Origin of the sequence: Caballeronia sp. ATUFL_F1_KS4A (assembly GCF_023630905.1) — a bacterium.
Lineage (GTDB): Bacteria > Pseudomonadota > Gammaproteobacteria > Burkholderiales > Burkholderiaceae > Caballeronia > Caballeronia zhejiangensis.
Genome location: NZ_JALQEB010000019.1, coordinates 64064 through 88948 on the forward strand (window position 1 = coordinate 64064; position 24885 = coordinate 88948).

At 62.4% G+C, this 24885-nt stretch carries 23 protein-coding genes; 4 read left to right on the top strand and 19 right to left on the bottom strand.

From position 1 onward, the window contains the following. Positions 1 to 14: 14 nt before the first annotated feature. The 14 genes from NCS03_RS13905 to NCS03_RS13970 form a co-directional block, all read right to left on the bottom strand. A complete protein-coding gene (locus NCS03_RS13905; protein ID WP_008352447.1) occupies positions 15 to 794 on the bottom strand; it encodes a ParA family protein in 780 nt (259 codons plus the stop codon). A 76-nt stretch (positions 795 to 870) separates the two neighbouring features. Further along, positions 871 to 1536 carry a 16S rRNA (guanine(527)-N(7))-methyltransferase RsmG gene (gene rsmG, locus NCS03_RS13910; RefSeq protein WP_250529276.1) on the bottom strand — a complete coding sequence of 222 codons (666 nt, stop codon included), beginning with the start codon at positions 1534 to 1536 and terminating at the stop codon, positions 871 to 873. Beyond that, positions 1533 to 3497 carry a tRNA uridine-5-carboxymethylaminomethyl(34) synthesis enzyme MnmG gene (gene mnmG, locus NCS03_RS13915; RefSeq protein WP_250529277.1) on the bottom strand — a complete coding sequence of 655 codons (1965 nt, stop codon included), beginning with the start codon at positions 3495 to 3497 and terminating at the stop codon, positions 1533 to 1535. Before mnmG ends, rsmG begins: the two co-directional genes overlap by 4 nt. 157 nt (positions 3498 to 3654) lie before the next feature. Then, positions 3655 to 4401, bottom strand: a complete 747-nt coding sequence (locus NCS03_RS13920; RefSeq protein WP_175979665.1) for an ABC transporter ATP-binding protein — start codon at positions 4399 to 4401, stop codon at positions 3655 to 3657. Continuing rightward, the gene (locus NCS03_RS13925; protein ID WP_502800877.1) at positions 4401 to 6173 is read right to left on the bottom strand and encodes a branched-chain amino acid ABC transporter ATP-binding protein/permease; all 1773 of its coding nucleotides are present in this window, start codon (positions 6171 to 6173) and stop codon (positions 4401 to 4403) included. The genes NCS03_RS13920 and NCS03_RS13925 overlap by 1 nt, the downstream gene beginning before the upstream one ends. Before the next feature lie 4 nt (positions 6174 to 6177). Further along, positions 6178 to 7233, bottom strand: coding sequence for a branched-chain amino acid ABC transporter permease (locus tag NCS03_RS13930; RefSeq protein ID WP_250440317.1), 1056 nt, complete (start codon positions 7231 to 7233; stop codon positions 6178 to 6180). A 127-nt stretch (positions 7234 to 7360) separates the two neighbouring features. Next, positions 7361 to 8533 carry an ABC transporter substrate-binding protein gene (locus NCS03_RS13935; RefSeq protein ID WP_250480763.1) on the bottom strand — a complete coding sequence of 391 codons (1173 nt, stop codon included), beginning with the start codon at positions 8531 to 8533 and terminating at the stop codon, positions 7361 to 7363. A gap of 237 nt (positions 8534 to 8770) precedes the next feature. Next, on the bottom strand, positions 8771 to 9937 hold the full coding sequence (locus tag NCS03_RS13940; RefSeq protein ID WP_033536459.1) for an ABC transporter substrate-binding protein: 1167 nt from the start codon (positions 9935 to 9937) through the stop codon (positions 8771 to 8773). Between the two features lie 520 nt (positions 9938 to 10457). After that, positions 10458 to 11429 (bottom strand): branched-chain amino acid ABC transporter permease, encoded by a 972-nt coding sequence (locus NCS03_RS13945; RefSeq protein WP_008352433.1) that lies wholly within the window; start codon positions 11427 to 11429, stop codon positions 10458 to 10460. Next, entirely contained in the window at positions 11429 to 12313 is an 885-nt protein-coding gene (locus NCS03_RS13950) for a branched-chain amino acid ABC transporter permease (protein ID WP_008352432.1), read from the bottom strand. The genes NCS03_RS13945 and NCS03_RS13950 overlap by 1 nt, the downstream gene beginning before the upstream one ends. 96 nt (positions 12314 to 12409) lie before the next feature. Beyond that, entirely contained in the window at positions 12410 to 13630 is a 1221-nt protein-coding gene (locus NCS03_RS13955; protein WP_008352431.1) for an ABC transporter substrate-binding protein, read from the bottom strand. A gap of 78 nt (positions 13631 to 13708) precedes the next feature. Continuing rightward, on the bottom strand, positions 13709 to 14470 hold the full coding sequence (locus tag NCS03_RS13960; protein ID WP_008352430.1) for an ABC transporter ATP-binding protein: 762 nt from the start codon (positions 14468 to 14470) through the stop codon (positions 13709 to 13711). Beyond that, a complete protein-coding gene (locus tag NCS03_RS13965) occupies positions 14467 to 15246 on the bottom strand; it encodes an ABC transporter ATP-binding protein (RefSeq protein WP_008352429.1) in 780 nt (259 codons plus the stop codon). The genes NCS03_RS13960 and NCS03_RS13965 overlap by 4 nt, the downstream gene beginning before the upstream one ends. 348 nt (positions 15247 to 15594) lie before the next feature. Then, positions 15595 to 17271: a GMC family oxidoreductase gene (locus NCS03_RS13970; protein WP_250435356.1), complete on the bottom strand. Its 1677-nt coding sequence runs from the start codon at positions 17269 to 17271 to the stop codon at positions 15595 to 15597. A gap of 131 nt (positions 17272 to 17402) precedes the next feature. Here NCS03_RS13970 and NCS03_RS13975 point away from each other — a divergent pair, with 131 nt between their 5' ends. Next, positions 17403 to 18305 carry a LysR family transcriptional regulator gene (locus NCS03_RS13975; RefSeq protein WP_008352425.1) on the top strand — a complete coding sequence of 301 codons (903 nt, stop codon included), beginning with the start codon at positions 17403 to 17405 and terminating at the stop codon, positions 18303 to 18305. 106 nt (positions 18306 to 18411) lie between these two features. Then, entirely contained in the window at positions 18412 to 18945 is a 534-nt protein-coding gene (locus NCS03_RS13980) for a class IV adenylate cyclase (protein ID WP_008352423.1), read from the top strand. Here NCS03_RS13980 and NCS03_RS13985 read toward each other — a convergent pair. Both NCS03_RS13985 and NCS03_RS13990 read right to left on the bottom strand, forming a co-directional pair. Further along, positions 18900 to 19406 carry an Lrp/AsnC family transcriptional regulator gene (locus NCS03_RS13985; RefSeq protein WP_008352422.1) on the bottom strand — a complete coding sequence of 169 codons (507 nt, stop codon included), beginning with the start codon at positions 19404 to 19406 and terminating at the stop codon, positions 18900 to 18902. The two genes, NCS03_RS13980 and NCS03_RS13985, sit on opposite strands and share 46 nt — an antisense overlap. 249 nt (positions 19407 to 19655) lie before the next feature. Continuing rightward, the gene (locus NCS03_RS13990; RefSeq protein ID WP_250529279.1) at positions 19656 to 19886 is read right to left on the bottom strand and encodes a DUF3717 domain-containing protein; all 231 of its coding nucleotides are present in this window, start codon (positions 19884 to 19886) and stop codon (positions 19656 to 19658) included. A gap of 178 nt (positions 19887 to 20064) precedes the next feature. Here NCS03_RS13990 and NCS03_RS13995 point away from each other — a divergent pair, with 178 nt between their 5' ends. After that, entirely contained in the window at positions 20065 to 20751 is a 687-nt protein-coding gene (locus tag NCS03_RS13995) for a response regulator transcription factor (RefSeq protein WP_008352418.1), read from the top strand. Positions 20752 to 20831: 80 nt separating this feature from the next. After that, complete coding sequence (locus NCS03_RS14000) at positions 20832 to 22286, top strand: sensor histidine kinase (protein WP_175979872.1); 1455 nt, start codon at positions 20832 to 20834, stop codon at positions 22284 to 22286. A gap of 50 nt (positions 22287 to 22336) precedes the next feature. On the opposite strand, the gene NCS03_RS14005 is transcribed toward NCS03_RS14000, so the two are convergent. The 3 genes from NCS03_RS14005 to NCS03_RS14015 form a co-directional block, all read right to left on the bottom strand. Further along, on the bottom strand, positions 22337 to 22858 hold the full coding sequence (locus tag NCS03_RS14005) for an SET domain-containing protein (protein WP_075583516.1): 522 nt from the start codon (positions 22856 to 22858) through the stop codon (positions 22337 to 22339). A gap of 128 nt (positions 22859 to 22986) precedes the next feature. Beyond that, the gene (locus tag NCS03_RS14010; RefSeq protein WP_008352415.1) at positions 22987 to 24099 is read right to left on the bottom strand and encodes an NADH:flavin oxidoreductase/NADH oxidase; all 1113 of its coding nucleotides are present in this window, start codon (positions 24097 to 24099) and stop codon (positions 22987 to 22989) included. Positions 24100 to 24190: 91 nt separating this feature from the next. Beyond that, a partial coding sequence (locus NCS03_RS14015; protein WP_250529278.1) for a glutamine amidotransferase occupies positions 24191 to 24885 on the bottom strand: 695 nt, incomplete at its 5' end.

The following is a 24885-nucleotide window of genomic DNA, read 5'->3' on the forward strand; positions in this document are numbered from 1 at the left end:
TCGAATGGGTTTGCTTAGTTGAGGTCGAGCGCACGCACGCGCTCGATCATTTCCGTGCCGAACTGGATATACGCCTGCGCGCCGCGCGACGATTTGTCGAACACGACACCCGGCAGCCCGTAGCTCGGCGCCTCGGCAAGACGCACATTGCGCGGGATCACGACATCGAACAGCTTGCTGCCGAAATGCTCTTTCAATTGATCCGACACTTGTTGTTGCAGCGTGATCCGGGGATCGAACATCACGCGCAGCAAGCCGATGACCTTCAGGTCGCGGTTCAGATTGGCGTGAACCTGCTTGATCGTGTTCACGAGGTCGGACAGCCCTTCCAGCGCGAAGTATTCGCACTGCATCGGAATCACGACGCCGTGCGCCGCGCACAACGCGTTGAGCGTCAGCAGCGAAAGTGCCGGGGGGCAATCGATCAGCACGAAGTCATAGTCATCGACTACTTCTTCGATCGCGACGCGAAGAATGCGCTCGCGGTTTTCCATGTCCACGAGTTCGACTTCCGCGCCAGCGAGTTCGCGATTGGCCGGCAGCACGTCGTAACCAACGGCCTCCGGACGGGTACGCGCTTCACGCAGCGTGACGCCATCGACGAGCACTTCGTAAACCGTGTTCTCGCACGCGGCCTTGTCGATGCCGCTACCCATGGTCGCGTTGCCCTGCGGGTCCAGGTCGATCAGCAACACGCGCTGACCCAGCCCCGCGAGGCTCGCCGCGAGATTGACCGCTGTCGTGGTCTTTCCAACGCCGCCCTTCTGATTTGCGACGCAGAAGATTTTTGCCATCGTTTAGTGTCCTCGTTTCTTCGCTGTCAGAAGATCAGCGTGCCTGGAATGGCGGATGAAAACCTTCAACGAACCGTCATACCGGCTCGACGGCAATCTCGACGAGATGCCGTTCGGCGTCGAGCATCGGCACATTCAAGCGCTCGATGCCGAGCACCGTGGCGCCCGCCGGCACTCGCGCGGCTTCGGCATCTGGCTTCACCCCTTTCATCGCCAGAATCCGCCCGTTGTCCGCAACCAGATGACGCGAAAGTGTAACGAAATCGGAGAGCTCTGCGAATGCGCGCGACACGATTACATCGAATTTTTCCGGTACTTCGATGCCTGGACGTAAACTTTCGACGCGCCCGGTTACGACAGACAGATTGTTCAGACCTAACTGGGCCTTCGCCTGCGACTGAAAAGCTGTTTTCTTGTGGACGATGTCATTCAACGTCACACGCACATCTGGCTGCGCGATCGCCAGCACGACGCCGGGCAAACCGCCGCCCGAACCGACGTCCAGCAGAGTCGACGGATTTCGCTCGGATACAGCCGGGACGATCGCGAGCGAATCCAGAATGTGCTGGATCAGCATCTGCTGCGGGTCGCGGATTGCCGTCAAGTTATAGACGGAGTTCCACTTGCCGAGCAGCGCGACATAATCGAGTAATTTCTGGCTTTGCGAAGACGACAGCGCGAGGCCGAGCGCGACGACGCCCTTTTCGAGCGTCGTCGCCAGAGTTTGGTTGCGCTCCGTCATTGAACCGCCGTCGTATTACCGCTTGCCGAATCGTCGCTAGGCGAGTTGCGGCCGCGACGTCCCGCGCCGCGCTTCAGATGCACCATCAGCAGCGAGATCGCGGCCGGCGTAATGCCCGAGATTCGCGATGCCTGACCGATGGTCTCAGGCCGGTGCTGAATCAGTTTCTGGCGAGCTTCAAACGACAGGCCGCGGACTTCGTTGTAGTCGAGACCTTCGGGCAGGCGCGTATTTTCCTGCGCGCCGTTCCGCACGATCTCGTCCGCTTGCCTGTCGATGTAACCTTGATACTTCACGCCGATTTCGATTTGCTCCTTGATCTGGCTGAGAAGAACCGAATCCTCCGCTAACGGCGCGTCCGGGCCACACGCTCCGTCGCGCAGCGCGCAGATGCCGTCGTACGAAACACCCGGCCGGCGCAGCAGATCCGCCAAGCTGTACTCATGGTCGATCGGCTTGCCGAGCAAGGCGGTCGCCTCTTCGGCCGGCAGCGTCTTCGGGTTGACCCATGTCGAGCGAAGACGCTGTGTTTCACGTGAAACAGCGTCGCGCTTGCGGCTGAACGCGTCCCAGCGAATATCGTCGATGACACCAAGCTCGCGGCCAATTTCCGTGAGACGCATATCCGCGTTGTCCTCGCGGAGCGACAGACGGTACTCCGCGCGGCTCGTGAACATGCGGTACGGCTCAGATACGCCCCGCGTCACGAGATCGTCTACGAGCACGCCCAGATACGCCTGATCTCGACGCGGCGACCACGCCTCTTTACCTTGGACTTGGAGTCCGGCGTTGATTCCCGCAAGCAAGCCTTGCGCAGCTGCCTCTTCGTAGCCGGTCGTACCGTTGATCTGTCCGGCGAAGAACAAGCCGTTGATCGCCTTCGTTTCCAACGACGCCTTCAGCGCCCGCGGATCGAAGTAGTCGTATTCGATCGCATAGCCAGGACGAAGGATGTGCGCGTGCTCCAGGCCCCGCATCGAGCGCACGAGCTCGAGTTGCACGTCGAACGGCAGACTCGTGGAGATGCCGTTGGGATAGAACTCGTTCGTGGTCAGTCCTTCCGGCTCCAAGAAGATCTGGTGCGCGTCTTTCGAAGCGAAGCGGTGGATCTTGTCCTCGATCGACGGGCAATAGCGCGGTCCGACGCCTTCAATAACGCCCGTATACATCGGCGATCGATCGAGTCCGGAGCGGATGATGTCATGCGTCCGTGCATTCGTGTGCGTGACCCAGCACGGCATTTGACGCGGATGCTGCTCTACTCGACCCAGAAACGAAAATACCGGGATCGGATCGAGGTCGCCCGGTTGCTCTTCGAGCTGAGAGAAATCTATCGTGCGGCCATCGATGCGCGGCGGCGTGCCCGTTTTGAGACGGCCCTGAGGCAGCTTCATTTCCTTCAGACGCGCGGAAAGCGACACCGCAGCGGGATCGCCCGCGCGACCGCCGACATAGTTATTCAGACCAACGTGGATCTTCCCATCGAGGAACGTCCCTGCGGTCAGTACGACGGCGCGCGCGCGGAAACGCAGACCCACCTGGGTCACAGCACCGACGACGCGATCGCCCTCGACCATCAAATCATCGACCGCTTGCTGGAACAGCCAGAGATTCGGTTGATTTTCCAGCCGATGGCGGATCGCCTGCTTGTACAGAAGGCGATCAGCTTGGGCGCGCGTCGCCCGCACCGCCGGCCCCTTCGACGAATTGAGAATGCGGAACTGAATGCCGGACTCGTCCGTCGCCGCAGCCATGGCGCCGCCGAGCGCGTCGACCTCCTTGACGAGATGGCCTTTGCCAATCCCGCCAATGGACGGATTACAACTCATCTGACCCAGCGTCTCGATGTTATGGGTCAAAAGCAGCGTTTTGCAGCCCATGCGCGCGGAGGCGAGCGCCGCCTCAGTGCCCGCGTGACCGCCTCCGACGACGATCACATCAAATTCTGTGGGATAAAGCATTGGGATATCGTGTGCGAACGACACGAACCTGAAGAGAGAATAGCTTTGAATTATAACGGTTTCTTCCCGCCCTCGAATTCGGTCAAACGGGCAGAGACGAAAAAAATGGCGTGTTTCACGTGAAACACGCCATCGGTGGGCACCGCTGTTGTGGCGTCTAAGCCACTTTTTTCGTCAGGCCAAGATAAGTCTCGATAACTTGGGGATTGTGTTGAAGCGCATCGGCGTTCCCTTCGAGGGCAAACTCACCCGTCTCGAGAACATAGCCGTAGTCGGAGATTTGCAGCGCCGCGCGTGCATTTTGTTCAATCAGCAGCGTGGCAACGCCCGTCTGACGCAGAGCGCTAATGATATGGAAAATCTCCTTGACGATCAGCGGCGCCAGCCCGAGGCTCGGCTCGTCGAGCATGAGAAGTTGCGGCTTACCCATCAGCGCGCGGCCCACCGCCAGCATCTGCCGCTCTCCACCCGACAAGGTTCCGGCCGCTTGCTTCCGCCGTTCCTTCAGTCGCGGGAAAAGCTGAAATACGTGATCGAGCTGATCAAGGTAATTCCGTTCGCCTGCCTTCTTACGCCGATAAGCGCCGAGCACGAGGTTGTCCTCTACCGCCATCGTCGCGAATAGCTCGCGTTTTTCCGGCACCAGGCACATTCCACGCGCGACACGACGCTCAATCGGTAACGCAGAGATATCTTCTCCAAGATATCGCACAACGCCCTTCGAATGCCCCGTCTGCGGCAGCGCGCCCATGATCGCGTTAAGCAGCGTCGACTTTCCCGCGCCGTTCGGCCCGATGACGGAAACGATCTGCCCCGCGCCGACGGTGAGCTTGCCGTCGTGCAACGCCTCGACCTTGCCGTAGCGTACCGACAAGCCGTCCACTTGAAGAATCGGATCTGCCATCACTCCACCCCACCCAAATATGCTTCGAGCACCGCAGGATCCTTCTGGACTTCTGTCGGCAATCCTTCGGCGATCTTGGTACCGAACTCCATCACCACAAGCCGATCCGTCAGATTCATCACGAAGTCCATGTCGTGTTCGACCAGAAGAATGCTCATCCCTTCGGCGCGAAGTTTTCGCAGCAAGTCAGCCAGTTGTAGCTTTTCCTGATACCGCAAGCCGGCGGCAGGTTCGTCCAAGAGCAACAGAGTCGGATCGCAGCACAGCGCGCGAGCGATTTCCAGAATCCGCTGCTGACCCAGCGCGAGACTCCCCGCTTCGCTATAAATATGCTTCTCCAGCCCGACGCGCTTGATCTGCTTCGCGGCCTCCGCCATCAGCCGCGCTTCCTCCGCCGCATTCAGACGGACGACGCTGCGCCAGACGCCCGTATTGCCACGCAAATGCGCTCCGATCGCGACGTTCTCCAGAACGGTCATCCCCGGCAGCATCTTGACGTGTTGAAACGTCCGCCCGATGCCGCGTTTGACGATCTCGCGCGAAGTCAGCTTCTCGATGCGTTCGCCGTGAAAACTGATCGCGCCGCTCGTCGCTTGAAGCACGCCTGTGACGAGATTGAACGTCGTGGATTTGCCTGCGCCGTTTGGTCCGATCAAACCGATGATCTCGCCGGCCTTCACCTCGAAACTGACATCATTCACCGCGACGAGCCCACCGAACTGCTTGCGCGCCTTGTCGACAACCAGCAAGCGCTCGCCCGCCGTCGGTTTGCTGCGCTGCGGTAGGGCGTCGCCGTGATCTGGAACGTGAGCGCGAGGACCACGAGGAAAGATGCGCGCGACGAACGGCCATACGCCCTGTCTCGCGTATTGCAACAGCAGAACCATCACGACGCCGAAAACGATGATCTCAAAATTGCCGTTGGCGCCGATCAGCTTGGGCAGAAGAGTCTGCAGATAATCCTGCAGAACGGTGAGGATCGTCGCACCGAGAATCGCACCCCAGACGTGCGACACGCCGCCGACCACCGCCATGAACAGGAACTCGATGCCGTGATTCAGCCCGAACGGCGTCGGATTCACCGCACGCTGCAAGTGCGCGTACAGGAAGCCGGAAATGGCCGCCAGAACTGCTGCATAAATGAAGATGACCACGCGCATCCACGCCGTATTGACGCCCATCGCCTCGGCCATCGTGCCGCCTCCGCGCAATGCGCGAATCGCGCGGCCGGGCCGACTATTAAGCAGATTCTGAACAGATATCACCGCGAGCAGCACGACGACCCAGATCAGGTAGTAGATGCTGCGCCCCGATTCGAGCTGCCAGCCGAACACGTTGAGCACCGGAATCCCATTGATGCCGTCGTACTTGCCGAGCAGTTCCATGTTGCCGAACAGATAGAACAGCGAGAGGCCCCACGCGATCGTCCCGAGCGGCAGAAAGTGCCCGGACAGACGCATGGTGATAAGACCGAGCAGCAGCGCGATAAATGCCGTCAGCACGACGCCTGCGATGAGCGCGAGCCACGGCGAGACGCCATAGCGCGTCGTCAGGAAGGCCGTCGCGTATGCGCCCACGCCGACAAACGCAGCCTGGCCGAAGCTCGTCATCCCGCCGATGCCCGTCAGCAGAACGAGGCCGATCGCGACGATCGAATAGAGGCCGATGTAGTTCAGCAGCGTGATCCAGTACTCGGGCACGGCGACCGGCCCGGGCAGAATCGGCAACGCGAAAACGATCAGCAGAAAGATCCAGAAAGAACGGAATTTCATCGGCTCACTCCTCGTCCTCATCCGAATGCGGGCTCGCCAGGCTTCGCCACAGCAGCACCGGAATAATCAGCGTAAAGACGATCACCTCCTTGTACGCGCTCGCCCAGAACGACGAATACGATTCGAGCAGACCCACGAGCAGCGACCCCGCCGCCGCGAGCGGATAGCTCACCAGACCGCCGACGATCGCGCCCACGAAACCCTTCAGGCCGATCAGAAAGCCCGAGTCGTAGTAGATCGTCGTGATGGGCGCGACGAGCACGCCGCAGAGCGCGCCGAGCCCGGCCGCGAGCGTGAACGCGAGGCGCCCCGCCTGTGTCGTGCCGATGCCCACGAGCCGCGCGCCCAGACGATTCACCGACGTCGCGCGCAACGCCTTGCCGGAAATCGAGCGATCGAAGTAGAAGTACAACGCGACGATCAACACGACAGCCGTCCCCACGACCCACAGGCTTTGCCCGGAGATTGATACGCTGCCGAGATTGAAGTTGGCGTCGGAGAATGCCGTCGTGCGCGATCCTTCGGCGCCGAACATCACGAGCCCGAGCCCGACCATCGCGAAGTGCACGGCGACCGCGACGATCAGCAGCAACAGCGTGCTCGCCTCCGCGATCGGCTCATAGGCGAGGCGATAGACGAACGGCCCCATCGGGACGACGATCAGAAGCGTCAGCGCGATCTGCGCGAACATCGGCAAAGGCTGCGCAAAAGCGGCTTGCGTAATGCCCCAAACCGCAACGGGAAACAGCAGATACTTGCCGGCCAGGACGGTGAGCAAGCGTCCGATCTGGTGATATCGCGAAGGATGCCGAACGATGCCAGCGAGTTCGGCGATAAAGCAGCCGACGCCCATCGCGATGAGCAAATAGCAGGTGGCGGGCAGCTTCTGCGTCTGCAGCGCGGCCAGCGTGAGCGCGCCATACGCGACGAACTCGCCCTGCGGAATGAAAATGACGCGTGTCACGGAGAACACGAGCACCAGCGCGAGCGCGAGCAACGCGTAGATCGCGCCCGTGGTGATCCCGTCCTGCGCGAGGATCGCCGCAATCGATAAGTCCATACTTCCTCTTTGGAGCTTCTTGTGAAACATGGTCAAGCGGCGCGCCGTTGCCGGTGCGCCGCTTGTTCTACGAGATCATCTCGAATTTAAGAAACAGGAACGCGCGGGTAAGGCGCGTTCCACGACATCAGTCGTTCAGCAGCTTCCACTTGCCGTCGACGATCTGCACCATCACGCGCGCGCGATTGTCGAAGCCGTTGTGATCGGTCGGCGTCATGTTCATGATGCCGTGCGACACCGGCAGATCCTTGAGGTTTTCGAGCGCCGCGCGCAGCGCTTCGCGGAACTCCGGCGTGCCCGGCTGGCCCTTCTTCAGCGCTTCGGGAATCGCGCGCTGAAGCATCTGCCCGGCGTCCCAAGCGTGGCCGCCGAACGTCGACAGCGAACCCGCGCCGTAGGCCTTCTCGTACGCGTCCTTGTACGCCGCCGACGACTTCTTAACCGGATTGCTCTCCGGCAATTGCTCGGTGACGAGCACCGGACCGGCGGGCAGGATCTCTCCCTCGCAATCCTTGCCGCACACGCGCAGGAAGTCGTTGTTGGCGACGCCGTGCGTCTGATAGACCTTGCCCTTGTAGCCGCGCTCCTTCAGCGCCTTCGCCGGCAGCGCGGACGGCGTGCCCGCACCCGCGATCAGCACCGCGTCGGGGTTCGCGCCCATCGTCTTCAGCACCTGGCCGGTCACGGACGTGTCCGTGCGGTTGAAGCGCTCGTTCGTGACGATCTTCAGCTTGTGCGCCGTGGCCGCCGTGTTGAACACGTTGTACCAGCCGTCGCCGTAGGCATCGGCGAAGCCGATGAAGCCCACGGTCTTCACGCCGTGCTTCTCCATGTAGCTCGCGATTGCATCGGCCATGAGCGCGTCGTTCTGCGGCGTCTTGAAGACCCACGCTTTCTTCGCGTCCATCGGCGAGATGATCGCGGCCGAGGCGGCCATCGAGATCATCGGCGTCTTGCCCGCGGCGGCCGGGTCGATCATCGCGAGCGAGTTTGGCGTCACGGTCGAGCCGACGATCGCATCGACGTGATCTTCGTCGATCAGCTTGCGCGTGTTCTGCACGGCTCGGCTCGTGTCGGAACCGTCGTCGAGCACGATCCATTCGACCGACTTCCCGGCGATTTCCTTGGGCAACAGCGCGACGGTATTTTTCTCGGGAATCCCGAGCGATGCCGCCGGTCCCGTCGCCGAGAGCGTCACGCCGATCTTCACTTGCGCGAGCGCCGCGCCCGCGCCCGCGAACACGCTGCCCGCGATGGCGAGCGCGATGCCGGTCTTGATCCATGCCTTCTTCGTTTTCATTGCTTGTCTCCAAACGCGCACACTGGCGGTGCGTTGCTGCGAGTTGTTATCGATGCGACTTTCGAGGCCAATCAAAGAGCCGCCCCAATCTATTTACCGCGATACTGCGTGCCAAGGCTCGTTTTCCCTGACCGTTGCGCCCTCTTCTTCGTCGGGGCGTTCGTTGCACAGCGCAGAAAAAAGGCGCGTTCGAAACGACGCGCCTTTTTTCCTCGAATCAGTTCACATGCGATTGCGTCAGTTGCCCGAGAGCTTCCACTTGCCGCCTACGATCTCCACCATCACGCGCGCGCGCTGGTCCAGTCCGGAGTGATCGTTGGGGCTCATGTTGAAGATGCCGTGCGATGCCGGCAGATTCTTCGTCTCTTCGATGGCCGCGCGCAGCGCTTCGCGGAACGCCGGCGTGCCGGGCTGGCCCTTCTTCAGCGCAATGGGAATCGCGCGCTGCAGAATGAGGCCCGCGTCCCACGCGTGACCGCCGAAGGTCGACACCGAACCCGCGCCGTAGGCGCCTTCATACGCTTTCTTGTACGTGAGCGCGGCCTGCTTCACGGGATTGCTGTCGGGCAACTGCTCCGCGACGAGCAGCGGTCCGGCGGGCAGGAACGTGCCTTCGCAATCCTTGCCGCACACGCGCAGGAAGTCGTTATTGGCGACGCCGTGCGTCTGATAGATCTTGCCCTTGTAGCCGCGCTCCTTGAGCGTCTTCTGCGGCAGCGCGGCCGGCGTGCCCGCGCCCGCGATCAGCACCGCGTCCGCGTTCTGCGACATCGTCTTGAGCACCTGGCCCGTCACCGATGCGTCGTTGCGCGCGAAGCGCTCGTTCGCGACGATCTTCAGCTTCGCGAGATCGGCCGCTTTCGAGAATTCCTTGAACCAGCTCTCGCCGTAGGCATCGGAGAAGCCGATGAACGCGACCGTCTTCACGCCGTGATTCGACATGTGCTGCGCGATCGCGGTGGCCATCAGAATGTCGTTCTGCGGCGTCTTGAAGACCCACGCCTTTTTCGCATCCATCGGTTCGACGATGCTCGCGGCTGCGGCCATCGAGATCATCGGCGTGTGCGTTTCAGCGGCGATGTCGGTCATCGCGAGCGAGTTCGGAACGACGGTCGAGCCGACGAGCGCATCGACATGATCTTCGCTCGTCAGCTTGCGCGCGTTTTTCACAGCCTGCGTGGAATCGGTGGCGTCGTCGAGAACGATGTATTCGACCTTCTGCCCGGCGACCTCCTTCGGAAGCAACGAAACGGTGTTCTTCTCGGGAATGCCAAGCGACGCCGCCGGGCCCGTTGCCGAAACCGTCACGCCGATTTTCACGTCCGCCAAAACCTGATTGCTGATTACCGCCGATAATGCCGCGACGGCCATTGCGACCGCCTTTCCGCGTAATGCCAACTTCATTGATTTGCGCCCCGTAAATCGTGCTTATGCGTAAAGAATCGCCTGCGAATATGTCCGTGATTCGCGCCGCTTCGAATCGCCGACCGACGGGTCGGGAAATGCAGTTTAGCGGACGAAAGCGCCGGGCAGCAAGCGTTTTGAAGGGTCTTCCCGGGCTTCGAACGTTGTTTTTTCAGCGCTTTTCGGACGACGCCGCACGCATCCCTAAACCCTCGGGAAAACCCCGCCTTAAATCCGTCGAGGGATTAATTCGTATTATCGACGGGCAAATAAAAAAGCGCTGTTGGACTCATCCAACAGCGCTTTTCGGTCGGGCACTTCGTGCCTCATGTCTCCTCGTTCTCCACCTCAAAAATCTGGGTGCAACAGAACTAGGACGCATGTTAAAGAACGCAACAGTGCCCGGCAACCTAGCATTTACCCTAGTGGTGCACAAAAGCACCTCAACGGGGCGTATTTCTTGCAATACAGCGCGCTTCTCGCGAAGCCCCAATTAATTCGCAATTCAAAGTAAATCGCTTCAGCCTTGCAGCGGCCGAACCCGCGCAACGATCTCCCCGACAATTCCGCGACGGAACGCCAGCACGCACGCGATGAAGATGACGCCCGTCACGATCGTCACCGATTCGCCCAGCGAGTTGAACCACGTTACGCCCGTGAGCCGCGCGATGCCGCTGCCGATATCGCCGAGCCGGTCTTCCAGCGCGACGATGATCGCCGCGCCGAGCAGCGGGCCGAACATCGTGCTCATGCCGCCGACGAGGGTCATCAGCACGACGAGGCCGGACATCGTCCAGTGCGCGTCGCCGAGGGTTTCGAAGCCGAGCACGAGCGTCTTCGTCGCGCCCGCGAAACCCGCGAGCCCCGCCGACAGCACGAACGCGAGCAGCTTGTAGCGCGACGTGTCGTAGCCGAGCGAAATAGCGCGCGGCTCGTTCTCCTTGATCGCGATCAGCACTTGCCCGAACGGCGAATGCACGATGCGCACGATCAGCGCGAACGCGAGCAGCATCACCACGAGCACGACGTAATACAGCGTGATGTCGTTGCCGAGATCGATCGCGTTGAACAGCTTGCCGCGCGGCACGCCTTGCAGACCGTCTTCGCCATGCGTGAACGGCGCCTGGAGGAAGACGAAGTACACCATCTGCGCGAGCGCGAGCGTGACCATCGCGAAGTAGATGCCCTGGCGCCGAATCGCGATCAGGCCGGCGACGAGACCGAGCAGCGTCGCCGCCGCCGTGCCCGCGAGCACGCCGAGCTCCGGCGTGAAGTTGAGCGTCTGGATCGCGTAGCCGGCCACGTAGCCCGCGGAAGAGAGGAACATCGCGTGCCCGAACGACAGCAGCCCCGTATAGCCGATCAGCAAATTGAACGCGGCTGCGAAGAGCGCGAAGCACAGCACTTTCATCATGAACAGCGGATACACGCCGACGAACGGCGCCACGATCAGGCCGATCAGCAACAGGCCGTAGAGCGCTTTTCTCTGCATCATTTTTCCTTGCCGAAGAATCCTGCCGGGCGAATCATCAACACGATCGCCATGATGACGAAGACGACCGTCGCGGACGCTTCCGGATAGAACACGCGCGTCAAGCCTTCGATCACGCCGAGCAAGAGACCCGTGAGGATCGAGCCCATGATCGAACCCATGCCGCCGATCACGACCACCGCGAACACCGTGATGATCATCGACTGGCCCATCAGCGGCGACACCTGAATCACCGGCGCCGCGAGCACGCCCGCGAACGCCGCGAGCGCGACGCCGAAGCCGTAGGTGAGCGTAATCATCATCGGCACGTTGACGCCGAACGCCTCGACGAGCTTCGGATTCTCCGTGCCCGCGCGCAGATAAGCGCCGACGCGCGTCTTCTCGATCACGAACCACGTCGCGAAACACACGACGAGCGACGCCACGACCACCCACGCGCGATAGTTCGGCAGGAACATGAAGCCGAGATTGGTCGCGCCTTGCAGCAGCGACGGCACGTCGTAAGGCTGCCCCGACGAACCGTAGATCGAGCGAAACACGCCTTCGATCACGAGCGTGAGGCCGAACGTGAGCAGCAGCCCGTAGAGATGATCGAGCTTGTAGAGCCAGCGCAGCATCGATCGCTCGACGAAAACGCCGAACAGCCCGACGATGACGGGCGCGAGCACGAGCATCGCCCAGTACGGGACGTTGAAGTAGGAAGCGCCCATCCATGCGAGCATCGCGCCCAGCATGAAGAGCGCGCCGTGCGCGAAGTTGATGACGTTGAGCAAGCCGAAGATCACCGCGAGCCCGAGGCTCAGGATCGCGTAGAACGAGCCGTTCACCAGCCCGAGCAGCAGCTGGCTCATCATCGCGGCGAGTGGAATGCCGAAAATTTCCATTGAACCTGCCGTCAGAAACGTGTTGACGCGGTTGCGGCGGCCGAGCGGCCCTCTTGGCCGCCCGCCTCGCGAACGCGCTGAATCACCGCCGAACGCTTACTTCCAGAGCTTGCAGCGTGACTCCGCCTTCGTGCCGAACGCCTGATCGCCCGGAATCGTCGCGGTGATCTTGTAGTAGTCCCACGGCTCCTTCGATTCCGACGGCTTCTTCACTTCCATCAGATACATGTCGTGAATCATCGAACCGTCTTCGCGGATGTAGCCCTTCGCGTAGAAGTCGTCGATCTTCGTCTTCTTGAGCTGCGCCATGATCTTGTCGCCGTCGGTCGTGCCCGCCGCCTTCACCGCGTTCAGGTAGGCCATCACGGCGGAATAGTCCGCTGCCTGCAGGCTCGACGGCATCTTCTTCATCTTGCCGAAGTAGCGCTGCGCCCATTTGCGCGTGTTCTCATCCTTGTTCCAGTACCAGCTGTCCGTCAGGACGAGACCCTGCGTCGTTTCGAGCCCGAGGCTGTGGATATCGTTGATGAAGATGAGCAGCGCGGCGATCTTCATCGACTTGGTGATGCCGAATTCCTTCGCGGCCTTGATCGAGTTGATCGTGTCGCCGCCCGCGTTCGCGAGGCCGAGCACCTGCGCCTTCGATCCCTGCGCCTGCAGCAGGAACGACGAGAAGTCCGACGCCGACAGCGGATGACGCACTTCGCCGAGCACCTGGCCGCCGTTCGCCTTCACGACGTCGGCCGTATTCTTTTCGAGCGCCTTGCCGAACGCATAGTCGGCGGTGAGGAAGTACCACGTCTTGCCGCCCTGCTTCGTCACCGCGGAACCGGTGCCTTTCGCGAGCGCCATCGTGTCGTACGCGTAGTGCACCGTGTACGGCGAGCATTGCTCGTTGGTTAGGTTGTCCGCGCCCGCGCCGATGTTGATGTACGGCGTCTTCTTCTCCGCCGCGACTTGCGCGGTCGAGAGCGCCGTCGCCGAATTCGTGCCGCCGATGATCGCGTTCACGCCGTCGCGGTCGATCCATTCACGCGCGCGCGATGCCGCGATATCCGCCTTGTTCTGGTGATCCGCATAGACGAGTTCGATCGGCTTGCCGTTCACCTTGCCGCCGAAGTCCGCGATCGCCATGCGAATGGCTTCGAGGCCGCCCTGGCCGTCGATGTCCGCGTAGAGGCCCGACATGTCGGTGACGAAACCGATCTTCACGGTGTTGCCGTCGGCGGCGTTGGCGCTCGTGCTCATCACCGCCACACTCGCCGCCGCAGCCGCAAAGCACAGAGTAGAGAGGCGCGCGAGGGTCTTCTTTTTCATTCCAGTCTCCATGAGTTTTGATTTGTTGCGGTGTTACTGGTGTTGCCCTTCTTTCCGGCGTGCCGCGTTCGGGATCGATTACACCCCGAGCAATTCGTGCAGCACCGGCATCTTCGCTTCGAGTTCCCCCGCGCCGAAATGCTCGACGATGTTTCCGTGCTCCATCACGTAAAAGCGGTCCGCGAGCGGCGCCGCGAAACGAAAATTCTGTTCGACCATGACGATCGTGTAGCCGCGCGACTTCAGCATGAGGATCATGCGCGCGAGTGTCTGCACGATGACCGGCGCGAGACCTTCCGAGATTTCATCGAGCAGAAGCAGATTCGCGCCCGTGCGCAGAATGCGCGCGACGGCCAGCATCTGCTGTTCGCCGCCCGAAAGACGCGTGCCCTGGCTCGCGCGGCGCTCTTTCAGGTTCGGGAACATCGAATAGATCTCGTCGAGCGACATCGCGTCCTTCTGCTTGCCGATGAGCGGCGGCAACAGCAGGTTTTCCTCGCACGACAAGCTCGAAAAAATGCCGCGCTCCTCCGGACAATAGCCGACCCCGTAATGCGCGATCTTGTGTGTGGCGAGCCCGATGGTTTCGTGTCCCGCGACGCGAATCGAGCCCGTCCTGCGCCCGGTCAGGCCCATGATGGCGCGCAGCGTCGTCGTGCGGCCCGCGCCGTTGCGGCCGAGCAGCGTGACCACTTCGCCGCGGTTCACCTTGAGGTCCACGCCATGCAGAATGTGCGATTCCCCGTACCACGCCTGCAATCCCGAGATTTCCAGCGCGGGCACATTGCCCGCCGCGCCGTTCGCCTCGCGCGAGCGGCGCTCCTCCACGATCGTACTCATGCATGCGCTCCGGTGAGCGCCGCATCGGCGCTGCCCATGTAGGCTTCCATCACGAGCGGATTCTTCGACACTTCCGCGTAGCTGCCTTCGGCCAGCACTTCGCCGCGCTGAAGCACGGTGATGGTGTCGGAGATGCCCGCGATGACGTTCATGTTGTGCTCGACCATCAGGATGGTGCGGCCCGCCGATACTTTCTTGATGAGCGCCGTCACGCGGTCGACGTCTTCGTGGCCCATGCCTTGCGTCGGTTCGTCGAGGAGCATGAGTTCGGGCTCCATCGACAGCGTGGTCGCGATCTCCAGCGCGCGCTTGCGGCCGTACGAAAGCTCGACAGTTTTGGTATCGGCGAAATCGGTGAGGCCGACTTGCGTGAGCAGATCCATCGCGCGGTCGTTGAGCGCGTCGAGAGAACGCTCGCTGCGCCAGAAATGAAACGACGTACCCAGTTGCCGCTGCAAGCCGATACGCACGTTCTGCAGCACGGTCAGATGCGGAAACACGGCGGAAATCTGAAACGAGCGGATGATGCCGCGCCGCGCGATATGCGCCGGCCGCTCGCGCGTGATGTCCGTGCCGTTGAAAACGATCTGGCCCGCAGTGGGTTCGAGAAATTTGGTGAGCAGGTTGAAGCAGGTTGTCTTGCCTGCGCCGTTCGGTCCGATCAGCGCATGGATCGAACCGCGGCGAACGCGCAGGTTCACGCCATTCACGGCCGTGAAGCCTTTGAATTCCTTCGTGAGTCCTCGCGTTTCAAGAATGGTGTCGCCGAGAATCATGTCCCCTTCCATGCGAAGTGAGACGCTGGGGCAAACTCTGTTCGCCTGCGCCTTATTTTTTCTTTCCGCGCGCACCCGAACGTTGTCTCCATTCCGGTACTGCTTCGCTTCGCGCGTCGCTGTTGCGGCCGCACAAAGTGTGCACGTGGCATGCCGAGCATCACTAATTCCGGGGCCATTGTCGCGCCAATGATGCAGCGCAATCATTGGGATTTGCACTTACTAACGATTTGCTTGGAGTCCCGCCGCATGCACGTTATGGGGGCATGGGGAATGCTTATGCAGGGCGCAAATAAGCGATGACTGATCGAGCGTCATGCGCGCGTCATGCATACGTCATTCATCACGTCACGCGAGCGCCGTCGCGATCACTTCCTGCGCTTCGATGCTGCGCCGGTCTTCGCGGATCATGTCGCTCGCGCGCTCGGCGATCATCAGCGTCGGCGAATTCGTATTGCCCGATGTGATCGTCGGCATCACCGATGCATCGACGACGCGCAGGCCGCGCACGCCGATCACGCGCAGGCGGCTGTCGACGACCGCCCCCGGATCGTTGTCCGTGCCCATGCGGCATGTGCCGACCGGATGAAAGATCGTCGTGCCGACCTTGCCCGCCGCTTCGACGAGTTCTTCCTGCGTCTGAAACTGAATGCCGGGCAAGATCTCTTCCGGCGCATAACGCGCGAGCGCGGGCGCGCCGGCGATGCGCCGCGTGAGGCGCAACGCATTCGCGGCGACTTCGCGGTCGCGGTCCGTCGACAGATAATTCGGCGCGATCAGCGGCGCCGCATGGGCATCGGGCGATTCGATATGCACGCTGCCGCGCGATGTCGGCCGCAGATTGCACACGGATGCCGTGAACGCATTGAACGCGTGCAGCGGTTCGCCGAAGCGTTCGAGCGACAAGGGCTGAACGTGATACTGCACGTCGGGGCGCTTGATCGATGCATCGTCGGGATTGGACTTCGCGAACGCGCCGAGCTGCGATGGCGCCATCGACATCGGGCCGCTACGCAACAGCGCGTATTGCATGCCGATGAAAAGCTTGCCCCACCAATGCGCGGACAACGTGTTCAACGTGCGCACGCCGTTGACCTTGTACGCCATGCGCAATTGCAAGTGGTCCTGCAGATTTTCGCCGACGCCGCGCAGACTCTTCACGACATCGATGCCGAGACGCTGCAGACGCGCGCCATTGCCGATGCCCGAGAGTTCGAGAATCTGCGGCGAATTCACCGCGCCCGCGCTGAGAATCACTTCGCATCGCGCGCGCGCGATGTAATCGACATCGCCGCCGCGATACTCCACGCCGACGCAGCGCGCGCCTTCGAACACGAGGCGTTGCGTGTGCGCGCCGGTGATCGTCGTGAGGTTCGGACGCTTCATCGCTTCACGGAGAAAGGCCTTCGCCGCATTCCAGCGAATGCCGCCGCGCTGATTCACTTCGAAATAACCGACGCCCGTGTTGTCGCCGCGATTGAAGTCATCGGTCGCGGGAATGCCGCTCTGCTGCGCGGCCTGCGCGAAGGTTTCGAGAATCTTCCACTTCAGACGCTGCTTCTCGACGCGCCATTCGCCGCCCGCGCCGTGCCATTGGTTGCCGCCGCCGTGATGATCCTCGCTGCGCTTGAAGATGGGCAGCACGGAATCCCACGACCAGTTCGGATCGCCGCTGACATGCGCCCAGTCGTCGTAGTCCTCGCGCTGGCCGCGCATGTAGATCATGCCGTTGATCGACGAGCATCCACCGAGCACGCGCCCGCGCGGATACGACAGCGCGCGTCCGTTCAGGCCCGGTTCCGCCTGCGTCTTGTAAAGCCAGTCCGTGCGCGGATTGCCGATGCAATACAGATAGCCGACCGGAATATGAATCCAGTGATAGTCGTCCTTGCCGCCCGCTTCGAGCAGCAGCACGTTCACGTCGGGATCTTCGGTTAGGCGATTCGCGAGCACGCAACCGGCCGTGCCCGCGCCGACCACGATGTAGTCGAATTCACCTTCCAGCTTGCGCGCGTTCTGTTTCATCGCTTGTCTCCGTGGCGCGCCGTCTTGTGCGGCGTCTTTGGCTTGCAGATCAACCGAGCGTACTGCGGGATGCGCTTGCGAATCCAATCAGATATGTTCAACTGGGATATAAGAAGCTTTAATATCAGCCGATGGACTACATTCTTCTGCGCGCCTTCATCACCGTTGCACGCGAAGGCAACCTCACGCGCGCGGCGGCGCAACTGCATCTGACGCAGCCGGCCGTCAGCCTGCAGATCAAGAATCTGCAGGAGATGCTGGGCGTCGTCCTGTTTTCGCGGACGTCGCACGGACTTTTGCTGACGCGCGATGGCGAAGCGCTCCTGCCGCACGCCGAACGCGCGCTCGCAGCCGCCGCCGACGTGCAGCGCGCCGCTGCTGCGCTGCGTCACGAAGTGAGCGGCACGCTGCGCATCGGCACGATTCTCGATCCCGAGTTTCTGCGGCTCGGCGGATTTTTGCGCCAGCTCGTGGAGACGCATCCGCGCATCGAGACGTCATTGCGGCACGGCATGTCGGGCTGGGTGCTGGAGCGCGTGAGGGCGCGTGATCTGGACGTCGGCTATTACATCGGCGATCCGGCCGTCGACGGCACGCGCGACGGCGAGCGCTTTCACGTCGTCAGGCTGACGCCATTTCTATATCGCGTGCTTGCGCCGGCGGGCTGGCACAACCGCGTCAACAAGGGCAAGCGCAACTGGGCCGCGCTCGCCAAGCTGCCGTGGATCTGGACGCCGCAGGAATCCGCGCATAACCGGCTGTTGTCGCGCCTCTTCCGCGAGGCGGGCGCGATGCCGCTCGTCGTCGCGGAAGTGGATCAGGAGCCGTCGATGCTCGATCTCGTGAAATCGGGCGTCGGTCTGTCGCTCGCGCGCGATTCGATCGCGCTGGCGCAGGCGCACGCACACGCGCTGACGATCGTCGAAGGCGTCACGGTGCCGACGCAGTTGTCCTTCGTCGCGCTCGCGGAACGTCGCGATGAACCGGCGATCGCGGCGGCGCTGCGTTTGATCGACGCGCAATGGTCCGTCTGAGGGCAAATCCCGACTTCGCGGGCAAGGACTTTCAAGCGCGCTTCATCGATCGTCTGCTAGGCTGGGCGCTCGCTTTTTTACATCCAACCGTGTTCGAGGAGTCTTCATGGCACGCAACATCGAAATCAAGGCGCGCGCGCATCAGTTCGACGCACTGCGCGAACGCGCGGCCGCGCTCGCCCCCGACGCGCCGCTGGTTTTCCGCCAGCAAGACTTCTTCTACGACGTGCCGACCGGACGCCTCAAGCTGCGCCAGTTCGACGACGGCACGCCATCCGAGCTGATCTTTTATCAGCGCGACGACCGCGACGGCCCGAAAGTCTCGTACTACACGCGCAGCCCGGTGACGAATCCCGAGGCGATGCACGCGCTGCTCGCGCAGGCGCTGACGACGCGCGGCATTGTCTCGAAGGAACGGCATGTGTTTCTCGTCGGGCGCACGCGCATTCATCTGGACCGCGTGGACGGTCTCGGCGATTTCATCGAGCTGGAAGTGGTGCTCGGCCAGGACGACGACGAAGCCGGCGGCGAAGAAGAAGCTCACGCGATGTTCGCGCGTCTCGGCGTGGCGCAGACCGATCTCGTGCCGCTCGCTTACGTCGATTTGCTCAGTCCCGAGGCGTCGTCGTCGGCGAGATGAGAAAGCGGCAGCGGACCGTTGCGCTTGAACGTCGTCAGCACGATGTTCGAGCGCACGCTGTCGACGCCCGGCACGCGCATCAGCTTCTTCATGACGAAGCCTGAAAGCGCGTTCAAATCGGGCGCGACGATGCGCAGCAGGTAATCCGCATCGCCGACGGTCGCGTGACATTCGAGCACTTCGGGCAGCATTTCGATCTGCTGCTGAAACTGCTCGATGATCGAATCGCCGTGATGCTTCAGCTTCAAACTCGTGAACGCCGTCACGCCCAGGCCGAGCTTTTCGGGCCGCAACACCACCCGATATCCTTCGATCACGCCCGTCGCTTCGAGGCGCTGCAGGCGCCGCCCGATCTGCGACGGCGAAAGCGGCACCTGCTCGCCCAGTTGCTGATGCGTCGCGCGCCCGAAGCGTTGAAGCACGTCGAGCAGGGCGAGGTCGAAATGATCGAGTTCGAGCATGAGGCGGATACGCGCGGTAGCGGTGATGAATGCGACTTTATCGCATGGCAGCGGGTGCCCTCACAAACCCTTTGCGCAAAGGGGCCGTTTCGCGCGCGTTTTACGAATTCCTTGCAGCGGCAAACAAGGTAACGCGCATGTTACCAACCATGACACCGCGAAAGGCCGGATTTCATACGGAAAGACGCTAATTCGGGATAAACGCAAGCCTTAAAACAGCAAATAGAAAGCTCGATCGTCAGTTACCTTTCAGTCTCGACTACCATTCCTGAAGCGCTCGTAAGCTTCCCAGGCGTCGCGAGCCTCGTCGTCCAGTTGCTCGGGCGGCAGCCCGGATTGACGCTGTACAATCAGCAGCGCATAGGGCCTGGACAGTGCGCTCGCTTCCTTGCAGAGGCTGAGTTCGTCGCCGCTCGACGGGGAGCGGCCGCGCCAGTAGTTGATCGCGGCTTCGAGTTCGTGGATCGGGATGACAGCCATGTCCGGGCAGAAATACATTCGGTGTACGGCCGCTCGCGGCTTCAGAAAAACAGGTCGCGCACGCCGCATGAGATGTGAGTTTTGAACCGGCTCGAGCCCGCGCCGCACGCCGCGCATGTGACCATGCCGCCGACCGCCCCGCCCGCTAGAGCTCAACCCATTGTACTTGAGCGACTCCATGCGAATCCTTCTGATCGAAGACGACCGCCCCATCGCGCGCGGCATTCAAAGCAGCCTCGAACAATCCGGCTTCACGGTCGACATGGTGCACGACGGCATCTTCGCCGAACAGGCGCTCGCGCAGAACCGCCACGAGCTCGTCATTCTCGATCTCGGCCTGCCCGGCATCGACGGCATGACGCTGCTTTCGCGTTTCCGCCAGGGCAATCGTCACACGCCGGTGATCATCCTCACCGCGCGCGATGAACTGCACGACCGCGTGCAAGGCCTGAACAGCGGCGCCGACGACTACATGCTGAAGCCGTTCGAGCCGCAGGAACTCGAAGCGCGTATCCGCGCGGTGATGCGACGCAGCGGCCCGCACGGCGACGTGCCACGCCCCGAAGTGTCGCTCGGCGGCTTGCGCCTGTCGGGCGTCGATCGCCGCATCTTCAACGACGAGCGTCCGCTCGAACTCTCGCCGCGCGAATTCGCCGTGCTCGAAATGCTGTTGCTGCGTCACGGCCGCGTCGTGAGCAAGGCGCAGTTGCAGGATCATCTGACGCACTTCGGCGGCGATCTCGGCGATACGGCCATCGAAGTGTATGTGCATCGCGTGCGCAAGAAACTCGAGAACACGCGCGTGGAAATCGTGACGGTGCGCGGCTTCGGCTATCTGCTTCAGGAGATCCGGCAAGCGGCGTAACGCTTCTGCCGTAAAACGCCTTGCGATTTCCCACTCGCCGCGCGGGCGACCAGCGTTTCGCCCGCGAAGACTGGCTCGATCTGGCGCGGTCGAAAGCCGCCGAGACGCCGGCGCCGCCGAGTCTGCGGCGCACGCTCCTGCGCCGCCTCGCCGCGCCGCTGTCCCTGCTCGCGCTGATGTCCGGCCTCATGGCCTACTGGCTCGCGTGGCAATACACGCAGCACGTCGTCGACCGCTCGCTCGCGGATCTCGCGACGGCCATCTCCAAGCAGATCCAGCTCGCCGGCGTCGATGCGCCCGTCACCGTGCCGCCGCTCGCGCAGGCGATGTTCTCGGACCCCGTCGAGCAACTCATCTACCGCATCAGCACGGGCGATGAGGAAATCGCCGGGGAACCCGATCTGCCGCTCACCGGCACCAACGTGCGGCGCATTCACTACGCGTACGTCTTCGAGACGCACTTCGAGGGCGTCTCCGTGCGCGCGGCGCAAGTGCGCGTGCCGCAGCCGACGGGCAATCCGATCGTCGTCGAAGTGGCGCAACGCGTGGGTTCGCGATATCGGATCGCGGTCGAATTTCTCATCGCGATCATGATGCCGCTGCTGTTGCTGCTGCTCGCCGGATGGGTGATCGTGTGGCGCGTCGTGAATCAGCAGTTGAACCCGCTCACCGATCTCGCCGACGCGCTCAATCAGCAGACGCACATCTCGCTCGAACCTGTCGACGAGACTTACGTGCCGAGCGAAATCCGCCCGCTCACGAGCGCGATGAACGGCCTGCTCGTGCGCCTGCAAAGCGCGCTCGATGCGCAACGCAAGTTCATCGCCGATGCCGCGCATCAACTGCGCACGCCGCTGACGGCGGTCAAGCTGCACGCCGAGCAGGCGCTCAGTTCGCGCGATCCCGCGAAGGCCGTCGAAGCGGTGAAGGAGTTGCGCGCATCGGCGGATCGCGCGGTGCGGCTGTCGAATCAATTGCTTTCGCTCGCGCGCGCCGAGCCGGGCGAACAGGCGGCGCGCTTTTCCGATTTCGATCTGGCCGCGCTCGCGTTCGAAACCGGCGCGGAATGGGTGCCGCGCGCCCTCGCCGCACACGTCGATCTCGGTTTTCAGCGCCTCGACGATCCCGAGAACGAACATCCGCTGATCGTGCGCGGCAATGTCGTGCTCGCGCGTGAGGTGCTCGCGAATCTGATCGACAACGCGCTCAAGTACATTCCGCCGTTTCGCATCGAAGGCGCGCGCATCACGATGTCGGTCACGGAATGGAGCGACGCGAACGGCCGGCGCTTCGGCGAAGTCGTCGTGGAAGACAACGGACCAGGCGTGCCGCCGGATCAGCAAGGCGATCTCTTCAAGCGCTTTTTCCGCGGCGACGGGCAAAACGTCGAAGGCGGCGCGGGCCTCGGACTCGCGATCGTTCACGACATCATGGTGCTGCACGGCGGCACGGTGCATTACGAAGATGCGCCCGAAGGCGGCGCGCGCTTCATCGTGCGCATGCCGCTGAAGGAAGACAAACCGGCGGCGGAATAAAAAAGAGCCACGGGTTTCGGTCCGTGGCTCTGTCCGGTCTTAAGCGCGGCTTACTTCTTCTTTTTCGCCTTCTCTTCTTTCAGCGCGAGCATTGTGCCGCGGCATTTCTTCGCGCCGCATCGGCATTCGTATTCTTTCTTGAGCTTCTTGGTGATGCGGCCGTCGATGACGAGACCGTAGTCGTAATTCAGCTCTTCATCCGCCTCGATGTCGCGCAGCGCGTGGATGAACACGCGCCCTTCGACTTCCTCGGCCTCGCAATTCGGCGCGCACGAATGATTGATGTACTTCGCGCTGTTGCCTTCGATCTTGCCGTCGATCACGCGGCCATCGTCGAGTGCGAAGTAGAACGTGTGATTCGGCTCGTCGGGATTGTGCGGATGGCGGCGCAGCGCTTCCTTCCACGAAATGCGCTCGCCCTTGTACTCCATCACCTTCTCGCCGGCGGCGATCGGCTTCACGGCAAACACGCCTTTACCGTGCACGCCGGAGCGGCGAACGGTGACCCTGCGTGAACTCATCGAACGAATCCTTAAATAACGCTTCGCTCCCGCGCGATCGGGGATGAACATCGGGACAAAAAAAACGCGGTGGCTTCGATGCCGCCGCGTTCGCTCGTTGAACGCTCGCGTCCAACACACCGGTATCCTACACTCCCGGCGCGCGTCTGCTCAACCGTCCGGGCGATGCGCGCAACGTTTCAGCGCTGGCCGATTGTGATCTCGCCAAAGAGGTTCTTCTGGTCGCGCGGCTGCGAGCGCCAGTACTGCGGCGGCGCCGTGACGGTCGCGCCGAGCTCGGCGGCGGCGTGCCACGGCCAGCGCGGATCGTAGAGCATCGCGCGCGCCATCGCGACGTAGTCCGCCTTGCCGCTCGCCACGATTTCTTCTGCTTCCTTCGCCTCCGTAATCAGTCCGACGGCGACAGTGTTCACGCCCGTCGCTTCCTTCACGGCCTGCGCGAACGGCACCTGATAGCCCGACGACAACGGAATCTTCTGCAACGGCGAAACGCCGCCCGACGATACATCGACCCAGTCGACGCCGCGCTTCTTCAACTCCGCTGCGAACGCGATCGTGTCTTCGATGCTCCAACCGCCTTCGACCCAGTCGGTCGCCGAAACGCGCACGCCGACGGGTTTGTCGGCCGGGAACGCGGCGCGCACGGCATCGAAGATTTCGAGCGGATAGCGCATGCGGTTTTCGAGCGAGCCGCCGTATTCGTCGGTGCGCTGATTGGCGATCGGCGACAGAAACTGATGTAGCAGATAACCATGCGCGCAATGCACTTCGATGCCGTCGATGCCGAGCCGCGCAGCCCGCTTCGCCGACGCGACGAACGCTTCCTTCACGCGGAGGAGACCGGCGGCGTCGAGCGCGAGCGGCGGCGTTTCTTCGGGCTTATGCGGAACGGACGACGGCGCGTAGGTCATCCACCCGCCATCGGCGACGGAAACCAGCGCTCCCCCTTCCCACGGCTTGCGGCTCGATGCCTTGCGGCCCGCGTGAGACAACTGCATCGTCACCGCGATCTTCGAATACTGGCGGATGGCGGCGAGCACGGGACGCAGCGCGGCTTCGGTGACATCGTCCCAGAGACCGAGATCGCCCGCCGTGATGCGTCCGTCCGGCTCGACGGCCGTCGCCTCGATGAACAGCATGCCCGCGCCCGACAACGCGAGCTGGCCGAGATGGATCATGTGCCATGCCGTGGCCTCGCCGCGCTCGGCGGAGTACTGGCACATCGGCGATACGAAGATGCGGTTCGGAAGTTCGAGACCGCGTAGGGTCGTGGGTGTGAACAACGCGCTCATGGCGGTGACTCGTCGATGGAAATGAAGCGATCGAGAATAGCACCGCCCTTCACGACACGCAGAAACGCCGATGGCTCATACCATCACACGTTCAGCGCGCATCCACGGTGAAGCGATCGAGCCACTCGCCGAACATCGCGCGGGCGGCGCGTTCGAGCTTCGCGCCGTGACGCGCGGTTTCCTCGCGCAACGCGGCGACCGTCGTGCCGCTTTTCGCGACATCGCCCGGATAGGCGACGAGCCAGCTCTCGAAGCGCTCGACGAGCACTTCCGGATGACACTGAAGCGCGAGCACGTGCTCGCCCCAGGTGAACGCCTGATGCGCGCACATATCTGTCGATGCGAGCAGCGTCGCGTCCTCGGGGAGATCGAAGGTATCGCCGTGCCAGTGAAAGACGGGCACGGACGCGCCTTCGGCTTCGAGATGCCGCAGCGCGGACGCGCGTCCCGCGTCGGTCAGCGTGAGCGGCGACCAGCCGAGCTCCAGCTTCCCCGACGGATACACCCGCGCGCCGAGCGCACGCGCGATCAGTTGCGAGCCGAGACAGATGCCGATGGTCGGCAAGCCCGCCGCGATGCGCTTTTCGAGCATCGAAAGCAGCGGCGCGAGATGCGGATAGTGCGCGTCTTCAAAAGCCCCGATCGGACCGCCGAGAACGACGAGCAAGGAAGGATCGAGCGGATTGGGCGCCTCGCTGGGCCCCCGCCCCCCCTCCCCATAACCCACCCGCCCGCCCCGTTCCCCCCCCACCCGTTGCTCGCGGGCCACATCTTCGAAAAATAAGG

Excerpts from the sequence above, each read along its gene's own strand:
- NCS03_RS13905 (WP_008352447.1), bottom strand. The coding sequence starts at position 794 with ATGGCAAAAATCTTCTGCGTCGCAAATCAGAAGGGCGGCGTTGGAAAG.
- rsmG (WP_250529276.1), bottom strand. The coding sequence starts at position 1,536 with ATGACGGAGCGCAACCAAACTCTGGCGACGACGCTCGAAAAGGGCGTC.
- mnmG (WP_250529277.1), bottom strand. The coding sequence starts at position 3,497 with ATGCTTTATCCCACAGAATTTGATGTGATCGTCGTCGGAGGCGGTCAC.
- NCS03_RS13920 (WP_175979665.1), bottom strand. The coding sequence starts at position 4,401 with ATGGCAGATCCGATTCTTCAAGTGGACGGCTTGTCGGTACGCTACGGC.
- NCS03_RS13925 (WP_502800877.1), bottom strand. The coding sequence starts at position 6,173 with ATGAAATTCCGTTCTTTCTGGATCTTTCTGCTGATCGTTTTCGCGTTG.
- NCS03_RS13930 (WP_250440317.1), bottom strand. The coding sequence starts at position 7,233 with ATGGACTTATCGATTGCGGCGATCCTCGCGCAGGACGGGATCACCACG.
- NCS03_RS13935 (WP_250480763.1), bottom strand. The coding sequence starts at position 8,533 with ATGAAAACGAAGAAGGCATGGATCAAGACCGGCATCGCGCTCGCCATC.
- NCS03_RS13940 (WP_033536459.1), bottom strand. The coding sequence starts at position 9,937 with ATGAAGTTGGCATTACGCGGAAAGGCGGTCGCAATGGCCGTCGCGGCA.
- NCS03_RS13945 (WP_008352433.1), bottom strand. The coding sequence starts at position 11,429 with ATGCAGAGAAAAGCGCTCTACGGCCTGTTGCTGATCGGCCTGATCGTG.
- NCS03_RS13950 (WP_008352432.1), bottom strand. The coding sequence starts at position 12,313 with ATGGAAATTTTCGGCATTCCACTCGCCGCGATGATGAGCCAGCTGCTG.
- NCS03_RS13955 (WP_008352431.1), bottom strand. The coding sequence starts at position 13,630 with ATGAAAAAGAAGACCCTCGCGCGCCTCTCTACTCTGTGCTTTGCGGCT.
- NCS03_RS13960 (WP_008352430.1), bottom strand. The coding sequence starts at position 14,470 with ATGAGTACGATCGTGGAGGAGCGCCGCTCGCGCGAGGCGAACGGCGCG.
- NCS03_RS13965 (WP_008352429.1), bottom strand. The coding sequence starts at position 15,246 with ATGATTCTCGGCGACACCATTCTTGAAACGCGAGGACTCACGAAGGAA.
- NCS03_RS13970 (WP_250435356.1), bottom strand. The coding sequence starts at position 17,271 with ATGAAACAGAACGCGCGCAAGCTGGAAGGTGAATTCGACTACATCGTG.
- NCS03_RS13975 (WP_008352425.1), top strand. The coding sequence starts at position 17,403 with ATGGACTACATTCTTCTGCGCGCCTTCATCACCGTTGCACGCGAAGGC.
- NCS03_RS13980 (WP_008352423.1), top strand. The coding sequence starts at position 18,412 with ATGGCACGCAACATCGAAATCAAGGCGCGCGCGCATCAGTTCGACGCA.
- NCS03_RS13985 (WP_008352422.1), bottom strand. The coding sequence starts at position 19,406 with ATGCTCGAACTCGATCATTTCGACCTCGCCCTGCTCGACGTGCTTCAA.
- NCS03_RS13990 (WP_250529279.1), bottom strand. The coding sequence starts at position 19,886 with ATGGCTGTCATCCCGATCCACGAACTCGAAGCCGCGATCAACTACTGG.
- NCS03_RS13995 (WP_008352418.1), top strand. The coding sequence starts at position 20,065 with ATGCGAATCCTTCTGATCGAAGACGACCGCCCCATCGCGCGCGGCATT.
- NCS03_RS14005 (WP_075583516.1), bottom strand. The coding sequence starts at position 22,858 with ATGTTCATCCCCGATCGCGCGGGAGCGAAGCGTTATTTAAGGATTCGT.
- NCS03_RS14010 (WP_008352415.1), bottom strand. The coding sequence starts at position 24,099 with ATGAGCGCGTTGTTCACACCCACGACCCTACGCGGTCTCGAACTTCCG.